Origin of the sequence: Lacticaseibacillus daqingensis (genome assembly GCF_003946115.1) — a bacterium.
Lineage (GTDB): Bacteria > Bacillota > Bacilli > Lactobacillales > Lactobacillaceae > Lacticaseibacillus > Lacticaseibacillus daqingensis.
The window spans coordinates 195689-218215 of sequence record NZ_RHOH01000004.1 but is presented as its reverse complement, the minus strand read 5'-3'; the positions used below and the strand labels follow the sequence as shown (position 1 = coordinate 218215).

Below are 22527 nucleotides of genomic sequence, written 5' to 3'. Positions count from 1 at the left end.
GATTTCATTTTACAAGGACTCAGGCTGTGAGTCTTTTCTATTTGGTTAATTTGTTGCACTTACATTGTAAATCCGTCACGCTGAAAACCAGAATATGATGAATAAAATGAGCCAAGTTGGCCTTCACGATGACCGAAGTAAATGTAGATACAATATTGTTCATAAAACGAAATAAATATTGTTGACTTGTGGAACATTTTCATTAAACTATGGTGGTATAAGGTGAATCATTCGAGCGTCTGTGGGGAGATCTCAAAGCGACCAACCTTCATTTTGTTATCCACGGAGGAGGAGACACTCATGAAAGATCGCAATGGCGCAAAAAAGCTTTACAAAGCCCACAAAACCTGGCTTGCTGCCGGGGTTGTGGCAGCAGGTCTATTTAGTATTCAAGTGTTAGGGCAACCGACGGCGCATGTCAGGGCTTCGGAGACGGCTGAGGCCACGACAACGACGGTGCCCGTCAGCATTCAGTATGTGGTACGAGACACCAACCAAACGGTGGGCAGCTTTACCCTTCAGGCTCAGGTGGGTCAGTCTTATGATGACTTGCAGGAAGAGGTGACCGCGAATCTGCCAGCTGGTTATGCCTTGGCGCGCGAGTCGCTGTTTAACACGAATGACGATGGTTTTGTGGTGGGCCAGACTTATACCAAAACATATTATGTGACACCGACCGGTGAACCAACAGAACCGGTGACCACCACACCGACAACCAAGACCATTACGATCACCTTGATTGATCAGGCCGGTCAACTGGCCCCGGTTACAACGCAGTACACCATTCCGATGGCAGACGAAGTACCGGTGGCCACGGTTGAAGGGACCGTGCCGGATGGCTATAAGATGCTCCCATCGCAAGGAAGCTACGATAGCGATTCACGCACGTACACGATTCCGATTTATAATGTGGCTGACGCCCAGCAGAAGGCGGCAGACGCGGTTGATCAGCTTGCGGCTGCGGCTAAGGCTGCGACTAAAACGATCAGTGTTGATATTGTGGATCAGGTCAGCCATGACTTACTGGATCAGTCCACCTACACGGTCGCAAAACTTGGCGGGATCGACCTGGACGAGGTGTTGGCAAAGGTCCCGACAGGCTACAACGTTAACGAAGCTGGGGTCAGCCAAGATCCGGAAACAGGTAAATACTATATCCCGGTTTACAAGCCAGAAGACCTGAAGGCACAAGCCGACAACGCGCTGAACCAGCTGACGGAAGCCATCAAGGCCGCGACGAAGACGATCAGTGTCGATATTGTGGATCAGGTCAGCCATGACTTGCTGGATCAGTCCACCTACACAGTCGCAAAACTGGGTGGTATCAGCCTGGATACGGTGTTGGCAAAGGTCCCGACAGGCTACAACGTCAACGAAGCTGGGGTCAGCCAAGATCCGGAAACAGGCAAATACTATATCCCGGTTTACAAGCCAGAAGACCTGAAGGCACAAGCCGACAATGCGCTGAACCAGCTGACGGAAGCCATCAAGGGTGCGACGAAGACGATCAGTGTCGACATTGTGGATCAGGTCAGTCATGACTTGCTGGATCAGTCCACCTACACAGTCGCAAAACTGGGTGGGATCAGCAAGGATACGGTGCTGGCAAAAGTTCCGGCGGGCTACACGGTCAACGAAGCCGGGGCGATCCAAGATCCAGAAACAGGCAAGTACTATATCCCGGTTTACAAGCCAGAAGAGTTGAAGGCACAAGCCGACAACGCGCTGAACCAGCTGGCGGAGGCTATCAAGGCCGCGACGAAGACGATCACCGTCAAATTCGTAGATCGTGACACAAATGCAGAATTTGTCACACGATACACCATCCCGGTAGACAGTGGAGTGCCCATGGCAACCGTTGAGAATTCTGTTCCTGACGGCTACCGGATGCTGGTCGCGCTGGGCACCTATGACAACGAGACGCGGACGTACACGATCCCGATTTACAATGTGGTCAAAACGCAGGAGAAGCTGACTAAGGCGGTTGACACATTTGAAACCGCTGTGCACAAGCTGGCCAAAAAATCTGGCGCAACATTAACCGCGCCAGCCGTGACCCAACCCGCCAAGCACCTCCCGCAGACGGGAGACGCCACTAACCTGGCCGCCTCTGGTCTCGGCGTGCTGGCCGTGGTCGGTGCGCTGTTTGGCCTCGCCGGTGAGCGGCGCAAACACGCATAACGTCTTACAATAACCGCCGAACGCGGTGATGAAGCAAGGTGCTAAGACTGTGCCCATGTGGGCGCGGTTCTGGCACCTTGTTTTTAAGCTTAAAAGACGACTGAAGCCGTCTTTTATATCTACTTTTTATCAAAAATGTTATTAAAAAATTTATTCAACTGGATGAAAATCTAATTAAAAATGTTTATTAATATAATTTAATTCATGATTCAGAATAAATACCGTTGACTTACGGAGCTTTTTCGCTACACTATGGAGGTATAAGGATGATCATTCGAGCATCTGTGGGGAGAGCTCAAAGCGACCGACCTTCAATTTGTTGACTACTTTTATTATTCATTGAGGAGGAGACACTCATGAAAGATCGCAATGGCGCAAAAAAACTCTATAAAGCCCACAAAACTTGGCTCGCGGCAGGCGTTGTGGCGGCCAGCCTATTCAGCATTCAGGTTTTAGGTCAGCCCACGGCGCATGTTGGGGCCGAAGAGGTGGCTGAAACCGCATCGACAACCGTACCTGTCAGCATCAACTACGTAGTGCAGGGGACACAAGCCACGGTCGGCAGTTTTGACCTGCAAGCTCAAGTTGGGCAGTCCTACGATGACTTAAAGGCTGAGGTGACGGCGAACCTACCAGCTGGTTATACCTTGGTTAACGAGTCACGGCTCAACACGAATGACGATGGCTTCGTGGCGGGGCAAACCTACACCAAAACATATTTCGTGACAGCCACCGGCGAGTCCGCAACCAAGACGATCACGATTCACTATGTGGACCGGGCGACCAACGCCACGACGACCAAAACCTTTGTGGTCGCGCAACAGGGTGACGTGCCGCGGGCAACGGTTGAAGCCAGCGCGCCAGCCGGCTACAAGACGTTGGTCGGACTGGCCACCTACGACGATGCGACTAAGGCGTACACCGTGCCGATCTATAACGTCGCGGACACGCAGCAAAAAGCGGCAGACGCCGTTGATCAGCTTGTAGCCGCCGTGGATGAGGCCACCAAGACAATCACCATTCACTACCTCGATGAGGCGTCGGGCAATGTGACGGTTAAGACCTTTGTGGTGCCACAGGATGGTGCGGTGCCACTGGAAACCGTTGAGGCCAGTGCACCGGCGGGCTTCAAGGCCGTTTTGGCGCTGACGAAATATGATGATGTCACGAAGGTGTACACGGTGCCGATCTACGATATCGCCTCACCGAAGATCATCACGGTGCACTTCGTCGATCAGGCGACCCAGCAGACCACGACGCGCACTTTCACCGTGACTGGCGCGCTGACCGGCGTCCCGATGAGCGAGATCGAGGCCAGTGTCCCAACCGGCTACAAGGTGGTGCAGGAGCTGGCCACCTACGATCGCGCGACGAACACGTACACGATCCCGATTTACAATGACGCCGTATCGAAGACCATCACCGTCATCTTTGTCGATGAAGCAACGAACGAAAAGACCACCCACACCTTCACCGTGACAGGCGATCTGACCGGGATCCCAATGAGCGCGGTCGAGGCGAAGTTGCCGGCCGGTTACAAGATGCGGACGGAAAATGCTACGCACGATGCCGCGACGAACACGTACACGATCCCGATTTACAAGGCTTCGGTACCTGAGACGACCGTTGAAACGCCGGCCGAGACGCCGGTCGAAACACCAAGTAACACGGCGAACAAGACGACTACGCCAACCGGCACCACACAAGCCAAGCACCTGCCACAGACGGGGGATGCCACCAATATGGCCGCCTCTGGGCTCGGTGTGCTGGCCGTGGTCGGTGCGCTGTTTGGCCTTGCTGGCGAGCGGCGCAAACGCGCATAACGCCACACGATAACCGCCCGGTGCGGTGATTCCGCAAGGTGCCAGGACTGTGCCCATATGGGCGCGGTTCTGGCACCTTTTTTTGTGTGCACCGTGTGGCGTTGGCTTGGTATAGGCTAGCGTGCCAACCTTGGGCTGCGGTCAATTGCCATGCGTGCACCGAATTCGTATACTTTCGAGGATAAGAAAGCGCTTACTTAACAAGGAGGAACAGATGAGAAAAAAAGGATTCGGTTTACTGGTGGCGCTGGTGGCGGCAGGGGTCTTGGCGTGGCTCACGCCGCAGCCGGTGGCCGCGGCTTCAGACACGCCCCTTTACATGGTGTATTACCGGGCTTGGCGCGATCGCTTGGTCACCAAGACGCATTCCGCGATCACGGACCCCAACGTTCAGGCCCTGACGGATCTGCCCTACGGCGTGGATATTGTGAACGTCTTTTTGCCGGCGGGTCAGATCCAAGATGACGGCGACTTTCTCGAGGCGCTCAAAACGGTGTACGTGCCAACCCTTCACGAGCGGGGCACACAGGTCGTCTCACCGTTGTCGTACCGCGGGTTAGTGAATGATTTCAAGGCCGCCTATCAGGAGCAGGCCGCAGGGACAACTAGTGATCCGGCACTGCCTGATTACGCCACGCCTGAGCGCATCGCGGAATACGCGCACGGGGTCGTGCAGCGGCTGGTGACCGACCGCGGGGTTGACGGTCTCGATATTGACGCGGAGGTGTTTAGCCCGACCGATGAGGAGCGCGCCATCGTTTTTGCGGTGGTTCGGGCACTGTCAACGGAGCTTGGGCCCAAGGCGGCCAATGGCACGAAGCTGATTTGGGACACCACGGTGGATAAAGAGGAGGTGTTCCAACCGATCGCGGATTGCTTTGACCTTGTCGCGTTTCAGCAGTACGGGCAGTCGGTTGAGGCGGCGCAGTACTTCGGTGAGTTTTTCCAGTCTATCGGTGTGCCGCTGAGTCAATTCGTCCCGGGGCTCACTTTTGAAGAGGAAGGCGTGGCAGACGGCCCCGATGTTCGGCCGACTCTGGCAGAAAGTCCCGCGGTCAAAGTGGCCCAGTATGTGCAGGCCAACCACTTGGGTGGGATGTTTATGTACGCAGGCGATCGCGACGGCCGCGATAACCGCACGGATGACATTGACCACGTGCGCGCGTCAACGTTTCGGATGAGCAAGGTGCTGATCGCCACGACCAAGGGCGTCACCCTTGAGGCGCTCAAGGCACAGGCCAGCCACTTCCTGGCGCGGGTGCAGGCCGAAAAGGGCTGGGATGCGGCGCAGGTCGCTGCGTTGCAGGCTCAGATCGCGGCGGCCACGGATCTGACCCAAGTGGTGTCCGTGTTCGTTGCGGATACCGCGTCTGATTCGGTCGCGCCTGAGTTTGATCCCGCCTACGAGCAGGTGCTGATGGCGCAACCGGAACAGGTGCCCGCAGCGCAAGAGGATGCCGCAACGGCCGGGGGGCCAACTGGTCAGCCGGCGACCGAAACGGATTCTAGTCAGGCGTCAACGGATCAGCCCGCAGGCAATCCCGCGGCACAACCGGCGAAGCGGCCGACCCCAAAATCGCAGCCACTGCCTCAGACGGGGAATGTGGTGAGTTGGGTGACGGTCGTGCTCGGGCTGGGGAGCTTGATCACAGTTGGCGGCTTGTGGCGGCGTGTCCGCTAAACCGACTGCGTTTTCTTATCAGCTTGGTATGATGGGGTAATTCAGGCGAAGCACCCGGGCTAGCGCGATCGCGTCAGCTTGAGTGCGCGCAGGTTCCTGAATTCGGCGGCACGGCCGGTCAGGAATCTTTTTTTGGCCTCGTGGCGTTATGATATCGGGCAATTTTCCACTTGAACCGGCAGAGACGAGATGCGCCACTGTTTTTTTAAGCGTGATCGGACCACTTTTTTTGACGAAAATGCAGTTTGGTGATACGCTTTCGCCCTAAGACTTAGCGGATCATCGAGGCGTCGAGGCATCGGCGCGCACCCTCGGTTGATCAGGCGATATCCGCGCCAAGTACCTTTGGCGGCGCCACCCCGGCGCGTGCACATGTTTTTCGCCCCGACAGCGCCATCGTCGGACATCAGGGGATAAGCGGAGCTGATCGGGCTCGCTTGCAACACCAGGACAACCGCTACCGGTAACGGTGCACCGTGACATGAGGGACCGGCCCTTAACCCACTGTCCACCCACACCGCACGCGGCCCATCTGCAAGCGGGCTTGACCATACATGGACGTAATCGCACGCACCGGCCACCGAAGCGCAAGCAGCGGTGGCTTTTATGCGCCTTGAAAACGCCGGACGAGCAAAAAAGACCAAGCCGATGCTGGCTTGGTCTTTCGCGTGGTTAGGCCCAATCCCCGTTGCGGAAAATGGGCACGATTTTGCCGTCTTTGGTGATGCCATCGATGTTCATATCGGCAGAGCCCATCATGAAGTCCACGTGGGTGTCGGCGTCGTTGAGGCCGGCAGCGGCCAGCTCTTCAGGCGTCATGTTGGTGCCGTTGACGACGCAGAATGGGTAGGCCTGGCCGAGTGCCATGTGGTCGGACGCGTTTTCGTCGTACAGGGTGTTGAAGAAAATCAACCCGGATTGGCTGATCGGCGATGGGTCTGGCACCAGTGAGACCTCACCCAGGCTACGTGCACCACGGATCCCGAGCAGGTGCTGCAGGGTCTCATCGCCGGTGTCCGCGTGCGCTTCGGTGACCACCCCATTCTTGAAGGTGAAGTGCATGCCTTCAAGGATGTTGCCGGCGTACGACAACGGCTTGGTGGAGGCAACCGTGCCATCGATGCGGCGGTTGTCTGGGACGGTGAACACTTCCTCGGTTGGCATGTTCGGGACAAAGTGGTCGCCCTGTGGGTTTTCAGCCCCTGCGGCCGTCCAGATGTGGTGGTCAGGAAGCCCCACTGTCAGGTCCGTGCCGGGGGCCTGGTAGTGCAGCCGGTCGAAGGCCATGTCGTTCAGCCACGCGGCCTTGGCGTTCAGCTTGGCGATGTGCTTGGACCAGGCTGCTTCCGGCTCTGGCTGGTCGATCCGCACGGTTTTGAAAATCGCATCCCATAGCTGTTGCGTGGCGGCCTCTGGACTTGCCGCGGCCGGGAAGACCTTCTGCGCCCAGGCCGGGGAGGCGGCCCCCACAATGGTCCAGGAAATGCGATTGGACGAAATGGCGGCGGACAGTTGGCTGTACACCTTCTGGAATCCGTCCTGGAAGCCCGCCACCCGCTGACTGGGCACGCCGGAAAGGTTATCCGGGTCGCTGGACAGGACGGTGATGCGCTTCGCGTTGTGCGCCAGCCAGTAGGTCATCATCGCCTCTGTTTGTGGCGGCTGGTTGAACAGGCGATCTTCCTGCATGTGCAGCATGTCCTGGCGCTTGATGAAGTCATCTTGCCACCACAGCTGGACCTCGGCGGCGCCGCGGGCATAGGCGGCTTCAACGATCAGGTGGGCAAATTCTGCCTGGTCGGTACCGATCTGCAGGTACACGGTATCTCCGGCGCCCACGCCGGCACCCAGATCAACGGTCAGCTCGGCGTACTGCCGCAGGTTCTCAGTAAAGGTTTCATCACTCATAGGCTTTCCTCACTTTGCTTTAATGTCTTCAGTGTATCAGAAAGGGTCAATGGAAGGAATATAACACGGACTGAAATCACAAACTGATTGCCACGACTACTTGTGCGTTATTTCACCTGTGTTCGCCACGGGCGTCATAAACTTATAATTTTTGTTCGTCGTTTGTTTGCGTTTTCGTGAGGCTCTGGTAAAATAACGATAATAAGAGCGTTATTGCACAATTAAACGTGGTGGCGCGAAGGGGGAGTTGGAGTTGGCACGCAAAAAGCTAATTACGCGTGATCAGATCCTACACGCAGCCTATGAGCTGGTCGTGGAGGAGGGGTTCAAGCGCTTCACCGCAAGAAACATTGCGCGGCGAATGGGGTGTTCGACGCAGCCGATTTACCTTGAGTTCGAGAACATGGCCGAACTGAAGCAGGCGGTGATGAATGAGATCAAGACGACGTTGGCCGCAAAAATGGCCCGCCGCTACACCACGAATCCGATCGTGGATCTCGGCCTCGCCTACATCAATTTTGCCGCCGACAACCGCGAGCTGTACCGCGCGGTCTTTATCGAGGACCACTTTGGCGTCGATGAAATGCGGGAGTACGCGCTGACCACCGCGATCAAGCGGTTGAACACCTACGCCCCGGCGAAGGCCCTGACGCCTGAGCAGCAAGCAAACACGATCTCGGGGTTGTGGATCGTCGCCACCGGAATCGCGAACCTGACGGCCTCTGGGTTCATCGACATCTCGCGGGAGCAGACCATCGACATCCTGCAGGCTGTGATTCACGATTTCATCGTCAATGGCCGCTTCTCGGATAATCCGGTGGCGATGGACCTGGCGAGCGGGATCGACAACCTTTAGCCGCTCAGCTGGCTTGGGCGATCCATGACCGGATTTCGGCGTGCGTTTCGCATAATTCGACCGGGATACGCTCATTAAACAAGCAACCGAGCGACCGTTGGACCTGCCGCCCTGCAGAATACCGGTCAAAGAACGGTGGCATCAAGCCGCAATCACTGAAAACAGTGAGTTGCGGCTTTTTTGCCCCCTTGGGCCCGTACAGCATTGTCGGGGTCAGTGCCATTGAGAAACCCAGCGCGTTGCGTTAGTCGCAAGGCTGCCGTGACTTCGATCGGCTAAGCGGGTTGGCGCTCACCCACGTTCCGGCCAATCACTTGCGTCACCGGCACGAGTGCGGTAGCGTGAACATGAGGTGATGATGATGGCAGACGATTTATTGAACGAACTCACTGCGCTGCAGCACACGATGACCCATGCGAGCGCCGCCGACCTGCACACGCTGGGCAAACAGTTGCGAGCGCGCGTGCCCCTGGACAGCCTGGCGCACCGGCCGCTGATCCAGCGCGACCCGGTGGCCTTTATCCAGGCGATCGAGACGAATCTGACCGCAACGCTTCTGCCGGCACGGCACGCCAAGATGGCAGCCAGCCCGGCGGCCTTTTTCCGCGGCACCGCCGAGCTGATGGCATATGACCTCTCGCACGGGGCCCAGTCCGGGATTCGCGTGCTCAGCGATGGGGATGCGCACCTACAGAACTTTGGCTTTTACGCCTCACCGGAGCGCAATCTGCTGTTTGACCTGAACGACTTCGATGAGGCGGCGCCGAATGCCTTCGAGTTTGATGTCAAGCGGCTGATCACCAGTGTGTATCTGCTGGGCGCGCAGGCCCACTTCGAGGAGGCCGTGCTGGACGAGCTGGCGCGCCAGATCGTTCGAACGTACCGCAAGACGGTCAAAAAGGCGTTCAAGCAGGGCGCCTTGACCCGCTTCTACGCCTCCAGCGCCGTCACCACCCTGATGCAGGCGCTGCCCGATCAAGCCGATGTGGACTTCATCGCCAAGATTCGCGACCGTGCCGCCACCCGCGATTCGGAATCGGTGGTCAAAAAGTATACCGAACCGATCGACGGGGCGCTTCGATTCAAGGTTGCGCCGCCGCGTACCGTGCGTGTGACCGCGGCCACCGAAGCCGCGTTGCGCCAAGGCTTCATCGACTACCAGCACACCACCCGCGCGGATGTTGCACTGTTGTTAAGCCAGTACCACCTGACCGACATGGTGCGGCACGCCGTGGGCATTGGGAGCTTTGGCACCAGTTGCTACCTCCTGCTTCTGACTGGCCTGAACGGCAGCCACCTCGTGCTTCAAATCAAAGAGGCCCTGCCGCGACGGCGGGTGCTGGCACCCAATGACATCACCGTTGACCAGCGTCGAGAAATCAGTGAAGGCCAGCGGATCATTGCGGCTCAGCAAATTTTGCAAAAAGCCTCTGATCCATTCCTGGGCTGGTTCAACCAGCTGGACAAGAGCTTCTATGTCCGCCAGTTTCGGGACATGAAGGAGTCCATCGACCCGCTGGCGCTATCCTGGCCGCAGTTCGAGGCGTACAGTCACGTCTGTGCGTACCTCCTCGCGTTGGCCCACACCCAAAGCCCCTCGGCCGCCGTGGCGGCAGGGTACATGGATAAGCACCTGGACGGCGCCATTCAGCACTGGTGCAAGGATTACCTCGGCCAGGTCATTGATGACTACGCCGCATTTGTTGCGGCGTTTGCGCCCGCTCCGGCGCTGCGGCGTGCCGCCGACCGGTGACGCAATGCACAAGCGGCTGGCTTGACGCGTTTGGCCCCGCCGGCATACACTGAGCCCAATTCTAAGGCCATGACGCCGCTCGGAGGGATCAGGATGTTTGATGAGGCATTAGCGCAGTTAATCGCGCGATTGGAGAAGCAGCCGCAGTCCGTCATCGTGTCATCATCGGAGTTGATCAGTTTTGTCTTCGCACTGTCTAATCGCTGGCGCGGGGACATCGTCTACGAGGACCATCACGGCGGTCTTGCAACTGGCCAGCTCACGGAGACGGCCTTCACCATCATGCTGAATCAGCAGCTCTTCAACGGCGACTTCAAGGCGGGGCCGCTTCGCCTGGAGCCCAACCAAGTCACCAACGGTCAGTACTTCACTGCCTCAGCACCACTGGTGCACAGCTTCCTGCGCGCCGCCCGAAGCTACCGGCTTGCGATGGCCGACCCGACTCGGTTGGTGTTTCGCCGGGCGGTGCGGCGGGTGGGGTAGTCAAAAAGAACCCCCGTCAGTCACGCGACTGACGGGGGGGTTTGCTATTACTGGAGGTTTTTATAAAGGTGATAGGCCGGGTTGTCTTGGTCGTCCCAGTTGAAGCCTATCTGAGTGTTCATCGCGTTTTGCTTTGTGTTGTAGTTGTCGAGCGTTTCAGTAGCCAAACCCAATTCAGTCCGGGCGAGGTCGGAGGTCGCCTGGAGGTCCTTAGTTGAAGCGACCTGGTAGGAGGCATCGCCGATGTAAACGCCCAGTCCTTGAAGAGTGTTTTTGTTGATAGTAGCGGCGGCCCCGCGGTAGTTCTCAGCGATCTTGACCATTTCATCGAAGGTCAAGTCGGTGCGCATGTTATCCGCCAGAGAGGTCATCAGGCTACGGTAGTTCGTCAGCGACTTGGCCGAGAGCGCATTTTTGACAATCTCTGTGATCACCTCTTGCTGGCGTTCCTGACGGCCGTAGTGGCCGTTCGGATCGGCATGGCGCATCCGAGCGTAGGCGAGAGCCTGCGCGCCGTTGAGGTGTGCAGGGCCCTTAGTGAAGGAGGCATTGACGTACGGATCACGCCAGCTGAATTTCACATCGACGTCGATGCCACCAACGCCATCCACGATCTGCTCAAGCCCTGCCATGTTGACAATGACGAAGTAGTTGATGGGGACATTCAATAGGTCCTTGACGGCACGGACTGCGCCTTCTGAGCTTCCGTAGGCATACGCCGCGTTGATCTTGTTGGCACCGGTATACTCGGTCGTCGTAATTTGGGCGAGTGTATCGCGCGGGATGCTGATCATCGTGGTCCGTTTGCCTTGCGGGTTGATGGTAACCAGAATCATCGTGTCGCTACGACCCTGATCTTCGCGTCCGAACTCGCCTGTGTCAGTGCCCATCAGCAACAAGCTAATCGGCTTCTGCTCGGCGAGATCAACCGTTTTTTTCTTGGTTGTTTCCTTATTTGTGACGTAGGTTTTATCGATCGCCACTTTTGCTTGGGAGTAAAGGCGCAGTGCGTAGCCACCGCCTAACATTAGAACGGTGAGTAGCACCAGGAGTAGCACTTTAAGAAATCGGCTAGGCCGGTTGGCGGTGCGAGAACCACGATTATCCATATAAATCCTCCAATTATACGCTGATTGTATTTTACTAGATTCTTCGTGTAAAAGCGCGCAAAAACTTCAACGTAACAATAATGTTAGATTTAGCCGAGCTGTCGCGACTTAGGACCGGTCTGGTATAATTAAGACAACAAGATCAAGAAGGGGGCAGACCGCCTTGGGAAAGCCAACCGTTGCACACACGTCGCGTACGTTGCCGAAAACGGCGTTGACTGATACCCAGCGCCGCGCCATCAGTGCCGGCCGCGTGCCAATTGCCCGATTAGATATCCCGCGACGATTGAAGTTCAGGGAAATGCTCAAACTTTCACTGCGACGTATTGGTGAGGCGGAGCTTGGTGCCACCTCTGCCTCACTAGCTTACTATGCGTTGCTGTCCCTGTTTCCGATGCTGATCACTGCAGGGAACCTCTTGCCTTTATTTGGACTGAGTTATAACGGGGTCTCCACGTATCTGGCGCAGGTGATTCCGGAAGACATCATGACATTTATCAATCCCGTTATTCAAAACTTACTGGCATCAACCAGTGGTGGGATCTTATCGATCGGGGCGGTGGCCACCTTGTGGGCCGCCAGCCTCGGCGTCAATGGGCTTAAAAACGGGTTTAACAAGGCATACGGCGTGACGCCGCCACGCAATTTTGTTTTGCAGCGAATCATCTCGATGCTGATGTTCTTCACGCTGATTGTTGCGCTTGGGGCAGTGATGATCGCGTTCGCGTTTGGCCGGCAGTTTTTGGAATGGCTCGTGCCAATTCTGGGACTGTCAGATAATTGGCTGACCACCTTTAATGCGTGGCGCTGGCCGGTGACACTGGTGGCCTTGGTGGTGGTGATCACGCTGATCGATTATTTCCTACCCAACGCGCGGATCAAGTTTTGGACGATTTTGCCGGGTGCCGGCTTCACGATTGCTGCCTGGCTTGCGCTAGCCCAGTTATTCGCGACCTACATGCACTACTTTGGCACGCGCTACAACTCGTACGGGACAATCGGTACCTTCATGGTGCTGCTACTATGGCTCAACTTTAGCGCGATGATGTGGCTGATCGGGGCAGTGGTCAACGCGGTGGTAGCGGAGTACTACTGTGGGCGGCTGCGGCATTCACGGGGGAAGGTCCATGATTTTGTTCGGCGGCGCCGGGTGACGCGCCGGTTGAATCGGGCACAACGATAATTGCGATTGACACGACTTAATTGAGGAACGGGGACAAAACGTGGGCAAGTACTTACAACGATTGAAGCAGTGGCTGGTGGCGCGCGGCTGGTGGGCCATTACGATGTATCTTTTCTTTGGCGGGTGGACGACGGTTGTCAACATTGTCAGCTTCTACGCGCTGACGCACCTAGGCATGAGCTGGCAGCTCGCTAATTTTCTGGCTTGGAGCCTCTCGGTGTTGTTCGCCTTTGTGACGAACAAGTTGTGGGTGTTTGAATCGCACACCGAGAACCTCCGCGAGTTGCTGTGGGAGCTGACAAAATTTGTCTTCGCTCGTGTGGTTTCGTTGGGGCTCGATTACGGGTGCATGTTCTTGTTCATCAGCGGGCTGCACCTCAGCCAACTCGTGGCGAAGGTCATCACTCAGGTGGTGGTCGTGGTCGCCAACTATGCCTTCAGTAAGCTCGTTATTTTTAAAGCGGGCACTCGCTAAAACAAGCCAGGGTCACCCCACGATTTCGTTGGGTGGCCCTGGCTTGTTCGGTAGACGTTGCGGTTATGCCTGAGTCGACACGGTTTCGGTCAGTTTCTTGACGAAGGCTTCAAGTGCGGTGATGTCATCGTCCTCTGGGGCGAGGTCGATCTTCACGCTGTCCGCGCCCTTCGTGGCTCCTGTCGCGGCGAATGCCTTGTCGAAGTCATCGACACTGGTGCAGAAATCATCGTAGAAGCGATCGCCGCTGCCGCAACAACCATAAACCTTGCCGGTGAGGTCGAGTTCCTTGAGCTCTTCGTAAAAATCGACGGCTTCATCGGGCAATACCCCGTCACCGACATCAGAATAGGTGTAGGTCGCAACGATGCAGAGGTCAGCATCCTCGAAGTCGGCCGCGGATGATTGTGAGACTTCCGCGGTTTCGACGTCGTAACCGTATTTCTCAAGTTCCTCCTCGACGATTCCGGCGATTTCTTCATTGTTTCCCGTCATGCTGGCATAGACGATCTTAGCAATTGGCACGATTATCAGGTTCCTTTCCGTAAAAGATTCTTGCCATATCATAGCAGACAGGCCGGCCTTGCGCTAGGACTGTTAAATTAGAGGGCTTGTGGTAAGATTGAGAGCGAGTATAATTTCATGAAATTGCAGGCAATATAGGAGATGCAAAGCGTTGATTACATTAAAGTCAGAACGAGAAATTGAAGGCATGGCCAAGTCCGGTGCAATTCTAGCCGGGATGCACAAGGCGGTGGCTGAGATCATCCGCCCAGGGATCTCCAGCTGGGAGATCGAAAAGGTCGGTCGTGAGTACATCGAAAGCCACGGCGCCGTTCCAGCCGAGCTTGGCTTTGAGGGCTACAAGTACGCCACCTGCGTGTCCATCAACGATGAAGTGGCCCATGCCACGCCACGCAAGGGGTTGATGCTTAAAGAAGGGGACATCGTGGCCGTGGATACCGTGGTGAACTGGCAAGGGTACATGAGTGATTCTTGCTGGACCTACGCGGTGGGTGAGATTTCTGAGAAGCGACGGAAGTTGATGGACATCACGAAGAAGGCCCTGTACCTCGGGATCGATCAGGCCGTTGTCGGCAACCGCATCGGGGACATCGGCTACGCTATTCAGCACTTCACCGAAGATGAGAACGGCTACGGCGACGTGCGTGAGCTGATTGGCCATGGCATTCAGCCGACGATGCATGAAAGTCCAAACGTCCCACACTACGGCGAACCCGGTCACGGGCTGCGCTTGAAGGCAGGGATGACGATCACCATCGAACCAATGATCACCACCGGGACATGGAAAATCAAGTCTCACGATTTACTTGGGGATGATTGGGAATACTACGTGACAGCGGATGGGTCCGATTGTGCGCAGTACGAGCACACGATTGTCATCACAAACGATGGACCGAAGATTCTGACCAGTCAGGATCCGGTGGCGGACGCGAAGTATTTGCTCTAACTTTTTCTTGTATATATGGTAAAATTGGCTAGGTCAATCTTTGACCTAGCTTTTTCATCTGGAAGGTTGGTACATATGCTATCGATTATTATTCCTTGTTTTAACGAGCAAGAAACAATTTATTTATTTTATGATAAAGTTAAATTAATCAGTAAACAAATAGCAATGGAGATTGAATTTGTTTTTGTGAATGATGGATCAACTGACGCAACACTTGAAAAATTACGTGAACTTAGCTTGAAAGATTCCGCAGTTCATTATCTTTCATTTTCAAGAAATTTTGGAAAGGAAGCAGCGCTCTATGCAGGGCTTAAGAGCGCACGGGGTGACTTTGTGACTGTGATGGACGCTGATCTTCAGGATCCACCGGAGCTACTTCCTGAGATGCTGTCGAAGCTTCTTTCTGGAGATATGGATTGCATAGGAACTCGAAGGGGCAATCGTGCTGGGGAACCTAGAGTTCGAAGTTTTTTCGCGAGACAGTTTTATCGAGTCATTAATAGAATAAGTGATACTGAAATGATTGATGGTGCCCGTGATTTCCGTCTAATGACAAGACAGATGGTAGACGCGGTTTTATCATTGGCAGAATACAATCGGTTTTCGAAGGGATTGTTTAGTTGGGTTGGCTTTAAGACGGAATATATCACCTACGAAAATCGAGAGCGAGTTGCGGGGACTACGTCGTGGTCGTTTTGGCAGTTATTCAACTACTCCATAGATGGAATTGTCAATTTTTCAGATGTTCCGTTAAATATCGCGTCTTTTGTGGGGGCGCTGAGTTGCTTCGGTGCCTTAATCAGTTTAATTTTCGTCGTTGTAAGAGCTGTTTTTTGGGGTGATCCAACAACTGGATGGCCCTCGCTGGTCTCCGTGATTTTGTTGCTAGGGGGGATTCAACTTTTGTCACTTGGCATAATTGGTAAGTACATTGGGAAGATTTTTCTTGAGACTAAGCACCGCCCAATTTTTTTGGTAAAAGAAACTGATCAAAATTCTCGAAAAGATACCAATTCTTAGTATCGTGTTAGTGAACGTTTTTATTGTGCTGGAGTCTTCACCCATTTTTCTGATACTTGACCATAGGAACGTCACAAGTTGTATTTGTGAAGATCACTTGAAAAAAAGCCTCATCCGCTGGAAGGATGAGGCATTTCTTTAAAAATAGTTACAGTTTGATCAATGGTACGTGGCCGGTGGACGCACCGCGTATAATTGGCACGTGCAGTTTGACTGAGATAGATTGATGAAGGGTTCTGATTAAGTGATAACAGCGCAGGCGCCAGGCAAGTTATACATTGCCGGTGAATACGCGGTGGTGGAAACAGGATACCCCGCTATTATTGTGGCAATAGACCAGTTTGTGACAGTTACGGTTGAAAGCATGCCGTCGTATGGGAGCATTATATCGAAGCAGTATCAGGAGAACTCGCTTATGTGGTCTCGTGATGGGGACGAGATGGTGTTTGATAATCGTGATAATCCCTTCCATTATATACTGAGCGCGATTCATCTGACTGAGCAATATGCACGAGAGCTTGGTAAACCCCTTGGACTGTACCGTTTATCAGTTGATTCGGATTTGGACTCGATCGATGGGAAGAAATATGGGCTTGGGAGTTCCGCTGCGGTGACCGTCGCAACTGTAAAAGCGTTGAATCAATTCTACGAACTAAAGATGACGAATGATAAGTTATATAAATTGGCCGCGATTGCACACCTAGACATCCAAGGAAATGGATCTCTCGGAGACATTGCTGCATCAGTTTATGGCGGATGGATTGCGTATCAATCTTTTGACAAGACGTGGTTAAGTGCGGAGCGTCGGTTACATAGTCTGAAGGAGCTCTTAGATATGGTGTGGCCAGAACTGTCGGTTGAGTTGCTGACTGCCCCGCCTAAGATGAGTTTGTTAATTGGGTGGACGGGATCGCCGGCGTCCACGTCACAGTTAGTTGATAAAATTACGATCGCACGTAGAACTAGGAAAAACGAGTATAGCCAATTTCTATTTGATAGTCGGACGACGGTCACAAGAATGATTCAAGGCTTTCGCCAGGCTTCTACGATGATGATTCAGGCGGGTGTTCGTGCCAACCGAACGCTTCTGCGGCAACTGTCAGGTTTCTCTGGTGTTGATATTGAGACGACCTTACTTGCTAAACTATGCGATACAGCAGAGCTTTTCCATGGAGCGGCTAAATCGTCAGGTGCAGGCGGGGGGGATTGTGGCATTGCGATTGTTGACGAGCAAGTGGAGATATCTGATCTTTTGATGGCTTGGAAGGCTCAGGGAATTGAAGTCCTTAGATTTCAAGTACATGAAATTCGCGACTAACCATGATATTATTGAAAGAGTCAACGATCAGAGCGCTGGATTGAAAGTAATTAGTGGAAAGGATTCTATTATGTTGAATATCAAGTTATTCTTGTTTAATTTACGACACTATGCCGGTTTCATAATCACCCTTGCGGTGGTTGGTCTGATTGGTGGATTCGTTGTACCAAAGCTTTACGCCAGTCCCACGTATTCGTCGACGGCCACGTTTGTTTTCAAAATGACCGATAAAGACGATAATGAGACATTGGCTAATGTGTTGACCCAAAATCAGGCTGACACACAAATGCTCAGCACGTACAAGGAAGTGCTGTCTAAACCTAGTTTACTTAACAATGCGGTTAAAAAATTAACTCCTGCGGAACAAGCCAAGTTAGCTAAAAATGGCGATGAATCAGCAACAATTGAGAATGAAGTAAATTCGCGAGTGTTCAGTATTAATGTGACAAGTAGAGATGCTGCTTTGTCGGCAAAATTATCGAACCAGATGTACGCTGACTTTAAGCAAATGGTTAAGCGACTTAGTGATCGTAATGCTTCCTTGTCGCTGTTGTCAGAAGCGACTCCAGGTACCGCCACCATGAATTCAAAGTCTAAGGTTTATGCAGCTACCGCAGCTATAGGAGCGGCAGCACTTGGATTCTTTGTTGTGCTTTGCATCACCCTTTTCGACTCACGCGTGCGATCCTTGAGTGATATCTCTGCGCGTAATTTACATGTGCTTGGCGAACTCCCGTCTCGGAAATAAATTGACAGCACACCTCGTTAGGAGACGAAGCAAGAATGAAAAATAATATCGGGCATCTAGAATTTTCAAACAGTCTACGGGATTTTCAGGATCAACTGTATTTGCAACTAAAGACCACGCAAAAGCAGGTGGTCTTGCTGTTGCCGCCTGAGAGCCAATCCAGTAGCGACACTTTAACCGTAGATTTAGCGCGTAGCTTTGCAGCGCAAAAAGTTTCTGTTGTTTTACTCAGTATGTCAGTGCATGCGGACGAGATCCTGAGCGGTATTTTCCCGTTAGATAAGGAGCGTACTCTATTACAAGCAGATTCATTAGCGGCATTGCCAGAGGTACTTCAGCCGGTTGACGCTGATTTAAGCCTTGTATTAGGGGGGCAACTTTCCGGTAAACTCGTGCCGGCAATTGCAAATGGTTCAATGTCCGCCGTGATTGATAAACTAAAAGAACAATTTGATGTTGTACTTATCAGTGGTGAGCCTCTTCTTTCAACGCCAGATATGCTTTTGGCCGCTAGCTTAGCAGATACTGTTGGGTTGATGATTAGTTATCGAACGACTAAGAAAAGCGATCTGGATCGCGCGCTGGTTCGTTTGCGTCGTAATCAGATCGATGACCTATTTGCAGTGTACGTAGACGTCCCTTCAGAGCGAACTCATTATGACTTTTAGAAGTTGAATGAGGTAGCGCTAACCGTGTCTTTATAGTTCTAGTGAACCTGCGTTTGTGGCGAGGGGAGGTTGTGCATTGCTTTCACCATTTTTGCTCGTAGCGTTATCGTATTTGATTGCATTACTGCTCTACAGCTTGGGATTTTCCAACTTGTTTCCAAGTCTGACAATTAAGCTACTAGTCTTTTTGCTTCTCTTTTGCGTGTTCAGCTTTATCGCACATTGGCTGTTTAGACGATCATTTGAGAAAGATCGACCGGTAAGCGCAAACGGTGGGATTAGACTCTCCTTGTCTGCACTACAGAAAACTGTTGTAGCGCTGTACTTAGGGCTTATCTTAGAGTTTGTCCACGCTCGGGGAATTCCATTGTTAGGCGGCACAGGTAGCTACACAACATTCGGGATTCCAACGTTTCATGTTTTATTAATGACGTCGGCATCCTTCGTTAGTTTGCTGATTGCTGCAAAATTGTGTTTTGCGAAAAAACACCGAATCCAGTTGCTGTTTCTGTATGGTGCAACGTTACTGATTTTTCTACTGGTAGTTAATCGTGGACTATTTGCGCTGTCGGTTGGCTCAGGGGTCTTTTACTGGCTTTTGTACCGATACGACCAAATTTCAACAAAGATTAAGCTTGGTGCGGTAGTCCTTGGAATTTTAGGGCTCTATATGTTCGGCCTATTTGGTAATTTTCGAACACAACGTGACTACCATCAGATCTCTACGATTACAGATACTGCGATTATGATGCGTGTAGGTGGTGCGACAGATTCCTTCAAAGAATCTAGCATCCCTAAACCTTTTTTCTGGGCATACACGTACGTTGCGTCACCATTAGCTAACTTGCAAAAAACAATGACAGATCAAGATCCCAAGGTGTCCGCTGACTCTGTTAAGGGATTTTTCTTGCAGACCTTTATTTGGGATTTTATCTCGAAACATTTTCCGACCAAAAATGTACCTCAGGTTTCGCAGATTAGCCCTGAGCTTAATGTTTCGACCGCTTTCAGTGCACCTTATCTGTATTTGGGCTTCTCAGGCGTGATACTGTTTGCAATTTTTCTGCTTGTTTTTCCTTTTGTGTACTTTCTTCTTCTACACACCTTTGCGAACAAGTATCGTTATCTCGGGTTGGCAACATTATGTACGATTTATGCGTTTATGTTTTTCATCGATTTTTTGACTTACACAGGGCTTTCTGTCCAGTTGATTTTCCCTTTCATTCTAGAGGGTGTATCCCAAACAAAACAACGGATTAGACTCCGGCGTGCTGAGGTGACGGGGAACATCTGCAAAACAACGGTGAAGCAAGCGCGAGAGGAGCAGTAATGACGAAAGTTGTAGTTCTGATGGCAACGTACAACGGGGCCAATTTCATTCGTGAGCAAATCCAGTCTATTCAGGCACAAGATTTTACAGAATGGAAGCTTCACATCCACGATGATGGTTCGACGGATGCAACGGTTTCCTTGATTCAAACGATGGCTGCTGTCGATTCGCGCATCTGTCTTGAGGATTCTCTCCCAAAGCATCTTGGTGCAAAGCAAGGATTTCATGAACTGCTCAAAATGGTGACTGCAGACTATTATTTTTTTAGTGATCAGGATGACGTCTGGTTACCTAAAAAGATTAGCCAATCTCTGAAACAGATTCGTACATTGACAGGACCAGCCTTAGTTTATACAGATCTGACAGTTGTAGATCAAACGCTCCAAACGCTACAACCATCCATGCATCGCGCAAATCAGTATCCTAATCAGCTCGATTTCAATCATTTATTAGTTCAGAATTCTGTCACAGGTTGCACCGTTGTTCTGAACGAAGAGCTGAAGCAAATTGTTTGTGCTCAGAGTATTATTCCTGCAGCTATGCATGACTGGTGGTATGCCTTAGTGGCCGCTGCGCGTGGGCAACTCGTCTATTTGAACGAGGCAACGATTCTGTATCGCCAACATGGAAATAATGTTGTTGGGGCTACAACGCCACTTTGGAAGCGTGCACTTCGGCTAGACGCTAAGCGGCAAGCTACGTCACGTCTTCGAGAGGTCCAACGACAGGCGGGCGCGATACGAGCCCAAGGTGTCGCAATCAAGTCAACGGACCAGGCTGATGTCCAAATCGTTTCAACGTTACTGACTGCTGGTCGGTGGCGCACTGTTTGGGCCTTAGGAACACGTCGAATCCTTAAGACGGGGGTCCTTAAGAACTTGCTCTTCTTTGTTTTAATTCTTACTCGTCCACGGGCTTCCTCGTCTAATGAAGACTAGCAGATACCTAAGATATCTTAAGCTTTTGGACTGATTTTCCTGTGCGTCCTCGTGCTATGTTATATTAGCGAGTGTTTAGTACAATATTTGTGCGCTTGGTACCAGCACACAGGTTATCTAGGAGGAGTTATCCATGAAAGGTATTATTTTAGCCGGCGGTTCGGGTACGCGTCTGTACCCAATTACCCGCGCAATCTCAAAGCAACTGATTCCCATTTACGACAAGCCGATGATCTACTACCCGCTGTCTACGTTGATGTTAGCGGGTATTAAGGACATTATGCTGATTTCGACGCCCAAGGACCTACCACGGTTCGAGGAACTGTTCGGCGATGGGTCTGATCTTGGACTGAGTTTGACCTACAAGGTTCAGGAGCACCCCAATGGCTTGGCAGAAGCATTCATCTTGGCCGAGGACTTCATCGGTGACGATTCCGTCTGCCTGATCCTTGGCGACAACGTCTTCTATGGTGGTGGCCTGTCCAAGATGCTGCAACACGCGGCAGCCAAGGAGAAGGGTGCAACGGTCTTTGGCTATCACGTCAACGATCCAGAGCGCTTCGGCGTTGTTGACTTCGATGAGAACATGCACGCCAAGTCAATCGTGGAGAAGCCTGAACATCCGGCCAGCAACTATGCAGTTACTGGACTGTACTTCTACGACAATGATGTTGTGAAGATTGCCAAGAGTATCAAGCCGTCGGATCGTGGTGAGCTCGAGATCACCGACGTTAACAAGGCCTACCTTGAAGCTGGTACGCTCGATGTTGAGCTGATGGGTCGCGGTTTTGCCTGGCTTGATACTGGGACGCACCAATCCTTGCAGGAAGCCTCAAGCTTCATTGCGTCAATTCAGCGCCGGCAGAACCTACAGATTTCTTGTCTTGAAGAAATCGCCTACCGGATGGGCTACATTGACCTCGATCAAGTGGCCAAGTTAGCGCAACCACTTAAGAAGACAGAATACGGGCAGTACCTGTTGCGGCTCGTGGATCAGGAGGTAGCCAAGTGAGTTTGAAGATTATCCCAACCAAGTTACAAGATGTGAAACTGATTGAAACCGACGTGTTCGGGGACAACCGCGGCTTTTTCACGGAAACATACACACGCGAAAAGTTCATCGAGGCGGGCATCACCAATGACTTCAATCAGGACAACCAGTCACTGTCCGCAGAAGCCGGTGTGTTGCGCGGGATGCATTACCAGTACGGTAAGGATGCACAAGCTAAGCTGGTTCGGGTTGTGACCGGCGTTGTTGAGGATGTGCTGGTCGATATTCGTAAGGGGTCGCCAACCTATGGTCAATGGGAAGGGTACATTCTGAGCGAGTTCAATCACCGTCAGTTGCTGGTACCTAAGGGCTTTGCGCACGGCTTCATTACGTTGACGCCGAATGTCAACTTCTGCTACAAGGTGGAAGGTTACTACGCCCCAAACGCGGACCGGGGGATCGCCTTTGACGACCCGGATATCGGTATCGAATGGCCAATGTCTATGGATCACTTGATCATGTCCGACAAAGATAAGAAGCACCCACAACTTAAGGATGCGGATAACAACTTCGTTTACGGGGAGATTTAGG

20 protein-coding genes are annotated in these 22527 nt (G+C 52.7%); 17 read left to right on the top strand and 3 right to left on the bottom strand.

Annotation, left to right across the window (positions count from 1 at the left end):
- The first annotated feature begins 300 nt into the window (after positions 1–300).
- From EKM88_RS07210 to EKM88_RS07200, 3 genes are all read left to right on the top strand, one after another.
- Positions 301–2181 carry an LPXTG cell wall anchor domain-containing protein gene (locus EKM88_RS07210; protein ID WP_125704664.1) on the top strand — a complete coding sequence of 627 codons (1881 nt, stop codon included), beginning with the start codon at positions 301–303 and terminating at the stop codon, positions 2179–2181.
- Between the two features lie 356 nt (positions 2182–2537).
- On the top strand, positions 2538–4004 hold the full coding sequence (locus tag EKM88_RS07205) for an LPXTG cell wall anchor domain-containing protein (RefSeq protein ID WP_125704662.1): 1467 nt from the start codon (positions 2538–2540) through the stop codon (positions 4002–4004).
- 214 nt (positions 4005–4218) lie between these two features.
- Positions 4219–5685, top strand: a complete 1467-nt coding sequence (locus EKM88_RS07200) for an EndoS/ChiA family endoglycosidase (RefSeq protein WP_125704660.1) — start codon at positions 4219–4221, stop codon at positions 5683–5685.
- Between the two features lie 672 nt (positions 5686–6357).
- On the opposite strand, the gene EKM88_RS07195 is transcribed toward EKM88_RS07200, so the two are convergent.
- Positions 6358–7593: an aminopeptidase gene (locus tag EKM88_RS07195; RefSeq protein WP_125704658.1), complete on the bottom strand. Its 1236-nt coding sequence runs from the start codon at positions 7591–7593 to the stop codon at positions 6358–6360.
- A gap of 253 nt (positions 7594–7846) precedes the next feature.
- On the opposite strand from EKM88_RS07195, the gene EKM88_RS07190 reads away from it, so the two are divergent.
- From EKM88_RS07190 to EKM88_RS07180, 3 genes are all read left to right on the top strand, one after another.
- Positions 7847–8449, top strand: a complete 603-nt coding sequence (locus tag EKM88_RS07190) for a TetR/AcrR family transcriptional regulator (protein ID WP_125704656.1) — start codon at positions 7847–7849, stop codon at positions 8447–8449.
- 361 nt (positions 8450–8810) lie between these two features.
- A complete protein-coding gene (locus tag EKM88_RS07185; protein WP_225418451.1) occupies positions 8811–10202 on the top strand; it encodes a DUF2252 domain-containing protein in 1392 nt (463 codons plus the stop codon).
- 93 nt (positions 10203–10295) lie between these two features.
- A complete protein-coding gene (locus tag EKM88_RS07180) occupies positions 10296–10685 on the top strand; it encodes a hypothetical protein (protein ID WP_125704652.1) in 390 nt (129 codons plus the stop codon).
- 47 nt (positions 10686–10732) lie between these two features.
- Here the strand turns inward: EKM88_RS07180 and EKM88_RS07175 are convergent, their stop codons facing one another.
- A complete protein-coding gene (locus tag EKM88_RS07175; RefSeq protein WP_125704650.1) occupies positions 10733–11794 on the bottom strand; it encodes an LCP family protein in 1062 nt (353 codons plus the stop codon).
- A 301-nt stretch (positions 11795–12095) separates the two neighbouring features.
- Here EKM88_RS07175 and EKM88_RS07170 point away from each other — a divergent pair, with 301 nt between their 5' ends.
- Positions 12096–12977 (top strand): YihY/virulence factor BrkB family protein, encoded by an 882-nt coding sequence (locus EKM88_RS07170; RefSeq protein ID WP_125704648.1) that lies wholly within the window; start codon positions 12096–12098, stop codon positions 12975–12977.
- A 103-nt stretch (positions 12978–13080) separates the two neighbouring features.
- Positions 13081–13452, top strand: a complete 372-nt coding sequence (locus tag EKM88_RS07165) for a GtrA family protein (RefSeq protein ID WP_125704678.1) — start codon at positions 13081–13083, stop codon at positions 13450–13452.
- Between the two features lie 63 nt (positions 13453–13515).
- Here EKM88_RS07165 and EKM88_RS07160 read toward each other — a convergent pair whose 3' ends face one another.
- Complete coding sequence (locus tag EKM88_RS07160; protein WP_125704646.1) at positions 13516–13977, bottom strand: flavodoxin; 462 nt, start codon at positions 13975–13977, stop codon at positions 13516–13518.
- Positions 13978–14128: 151 nt separating this feature from the next.
- Here EKM88_RS07160 and map point away from each other — a divergent pair, with 151 nt between their 5' ends.
- From map to rfbC, 9 genes are all read left to right on the top strand, one after another.
- On the top strand, positions 14129–14923 hold the full coding sequence (gene map, locus EKM88_RS07155; protein WP_125704644.1) for a type I methionyl aminopeptidase: 795 nt from the start codon (positions 14129–14131) through the stop codon (positions 14921–14923).
- Between the two features lie 75 nt (positions 14924–14998).
- Positions 14999–15943, top strand: coding sequence for a glycosyltransferase family 2 protein (locus EKM88_RS07150; RefSeq protein ID WP_125704642.1), 945 nt, complete (start codon positions 14999–15001; stop codon positions 15941–15943).
- Between the two features lie 244 nt (positions 15944–16187).
- Entirely contained in the window at positions 16188–17261 is a 1074-nt protein-coding gene (locus EKM88_RS07145) for a phosphomevalonate kinase (protein ID WP_125704640.1), read from the top strand.
- Positions 17245–18009: a YveK family protein gene (locus tag EKM88_RS07140; RefSeq protein WP_125704638.1), complete on the top strand. Its 765-nt coding sequence runs from the start codon at positions 17245–17247 to the stop codon at positions 18007–18009. Before EKM88_RS07145 ends, EKM88_RS07140 begins: the two co-directional genes overlap by 17 nt.
- Positions 18010–18044: 35 nt before the next feature.
- Positions 18045–18677 carry a P-loop NTPase family protein gene (locus EKM88_RS07135; protein ID WP_125704636.1) on the top strand — a complete coding sequence of 211 codons (633 nt, stop codon included), beginning with the start codon at positions 18045–18047 and terminating at the stop codon, positions 18675–18677.
- 55 nt (positions 18678–18732) lie between these two features.
- Positions 18733–20007 carry an oligosaccharide repeat unit polymerase gene (locus tag EKM88_RS07130; RefSeq protein ID WP_125704634.1) on the top strand — a complete coding sequence of 425 codons (1275 nt, stop codon included), beginning with the start codon at positions 18733–18735 and terminating at the stop codon, positions 20005–20007.
- Positions 20007–20945 carry a glycosyltransferase family 2 protein gene (locus EKM88_RS07125; protein ID WP_125704632.1) on the top strand — a complete coding sequence of 313 codons (939 nt, stop codon included), beginning with the start codon at positions 20007–20009 and terminating at the stop codon, positions 20943–20945. The genes EKM88_RS07130 and EKM88_RS07125 overlap by 1 nt, the downstream gene beginning before the upstream one ends.
- Before the next feature lie 133 nt (positions 20946–21078).
- A complete protein-coding gene (gene rfbA, locus EKM88_RS07120; protein WP_125704630.1) occupies positions 21079–21957 on the top strand; it encodes a glucose-1-phosphate thymidylyltransferase RfbA in 879 nt (292 codons plus the stop codon).
- Positions 21954–22526 carry a dTDP-4-dehydrorhamnose 3,5-epimerase gene (gene rfbC / locus EKM88_RS07115; RefSeq protein WP_125704628.1) on the top strand — a complete coding sequence of 191 codons (573 nt, stop codon included), beginning with the start codon at positions 21954–21956 and terminating at the stop codon, positions 22524–22526. Before rfbA ends, rfbC begins: the two co-directional genes overlap by 4 nt.
- The last annotated feature ends 1 nt before the right edge of the window (position 22527 follow it).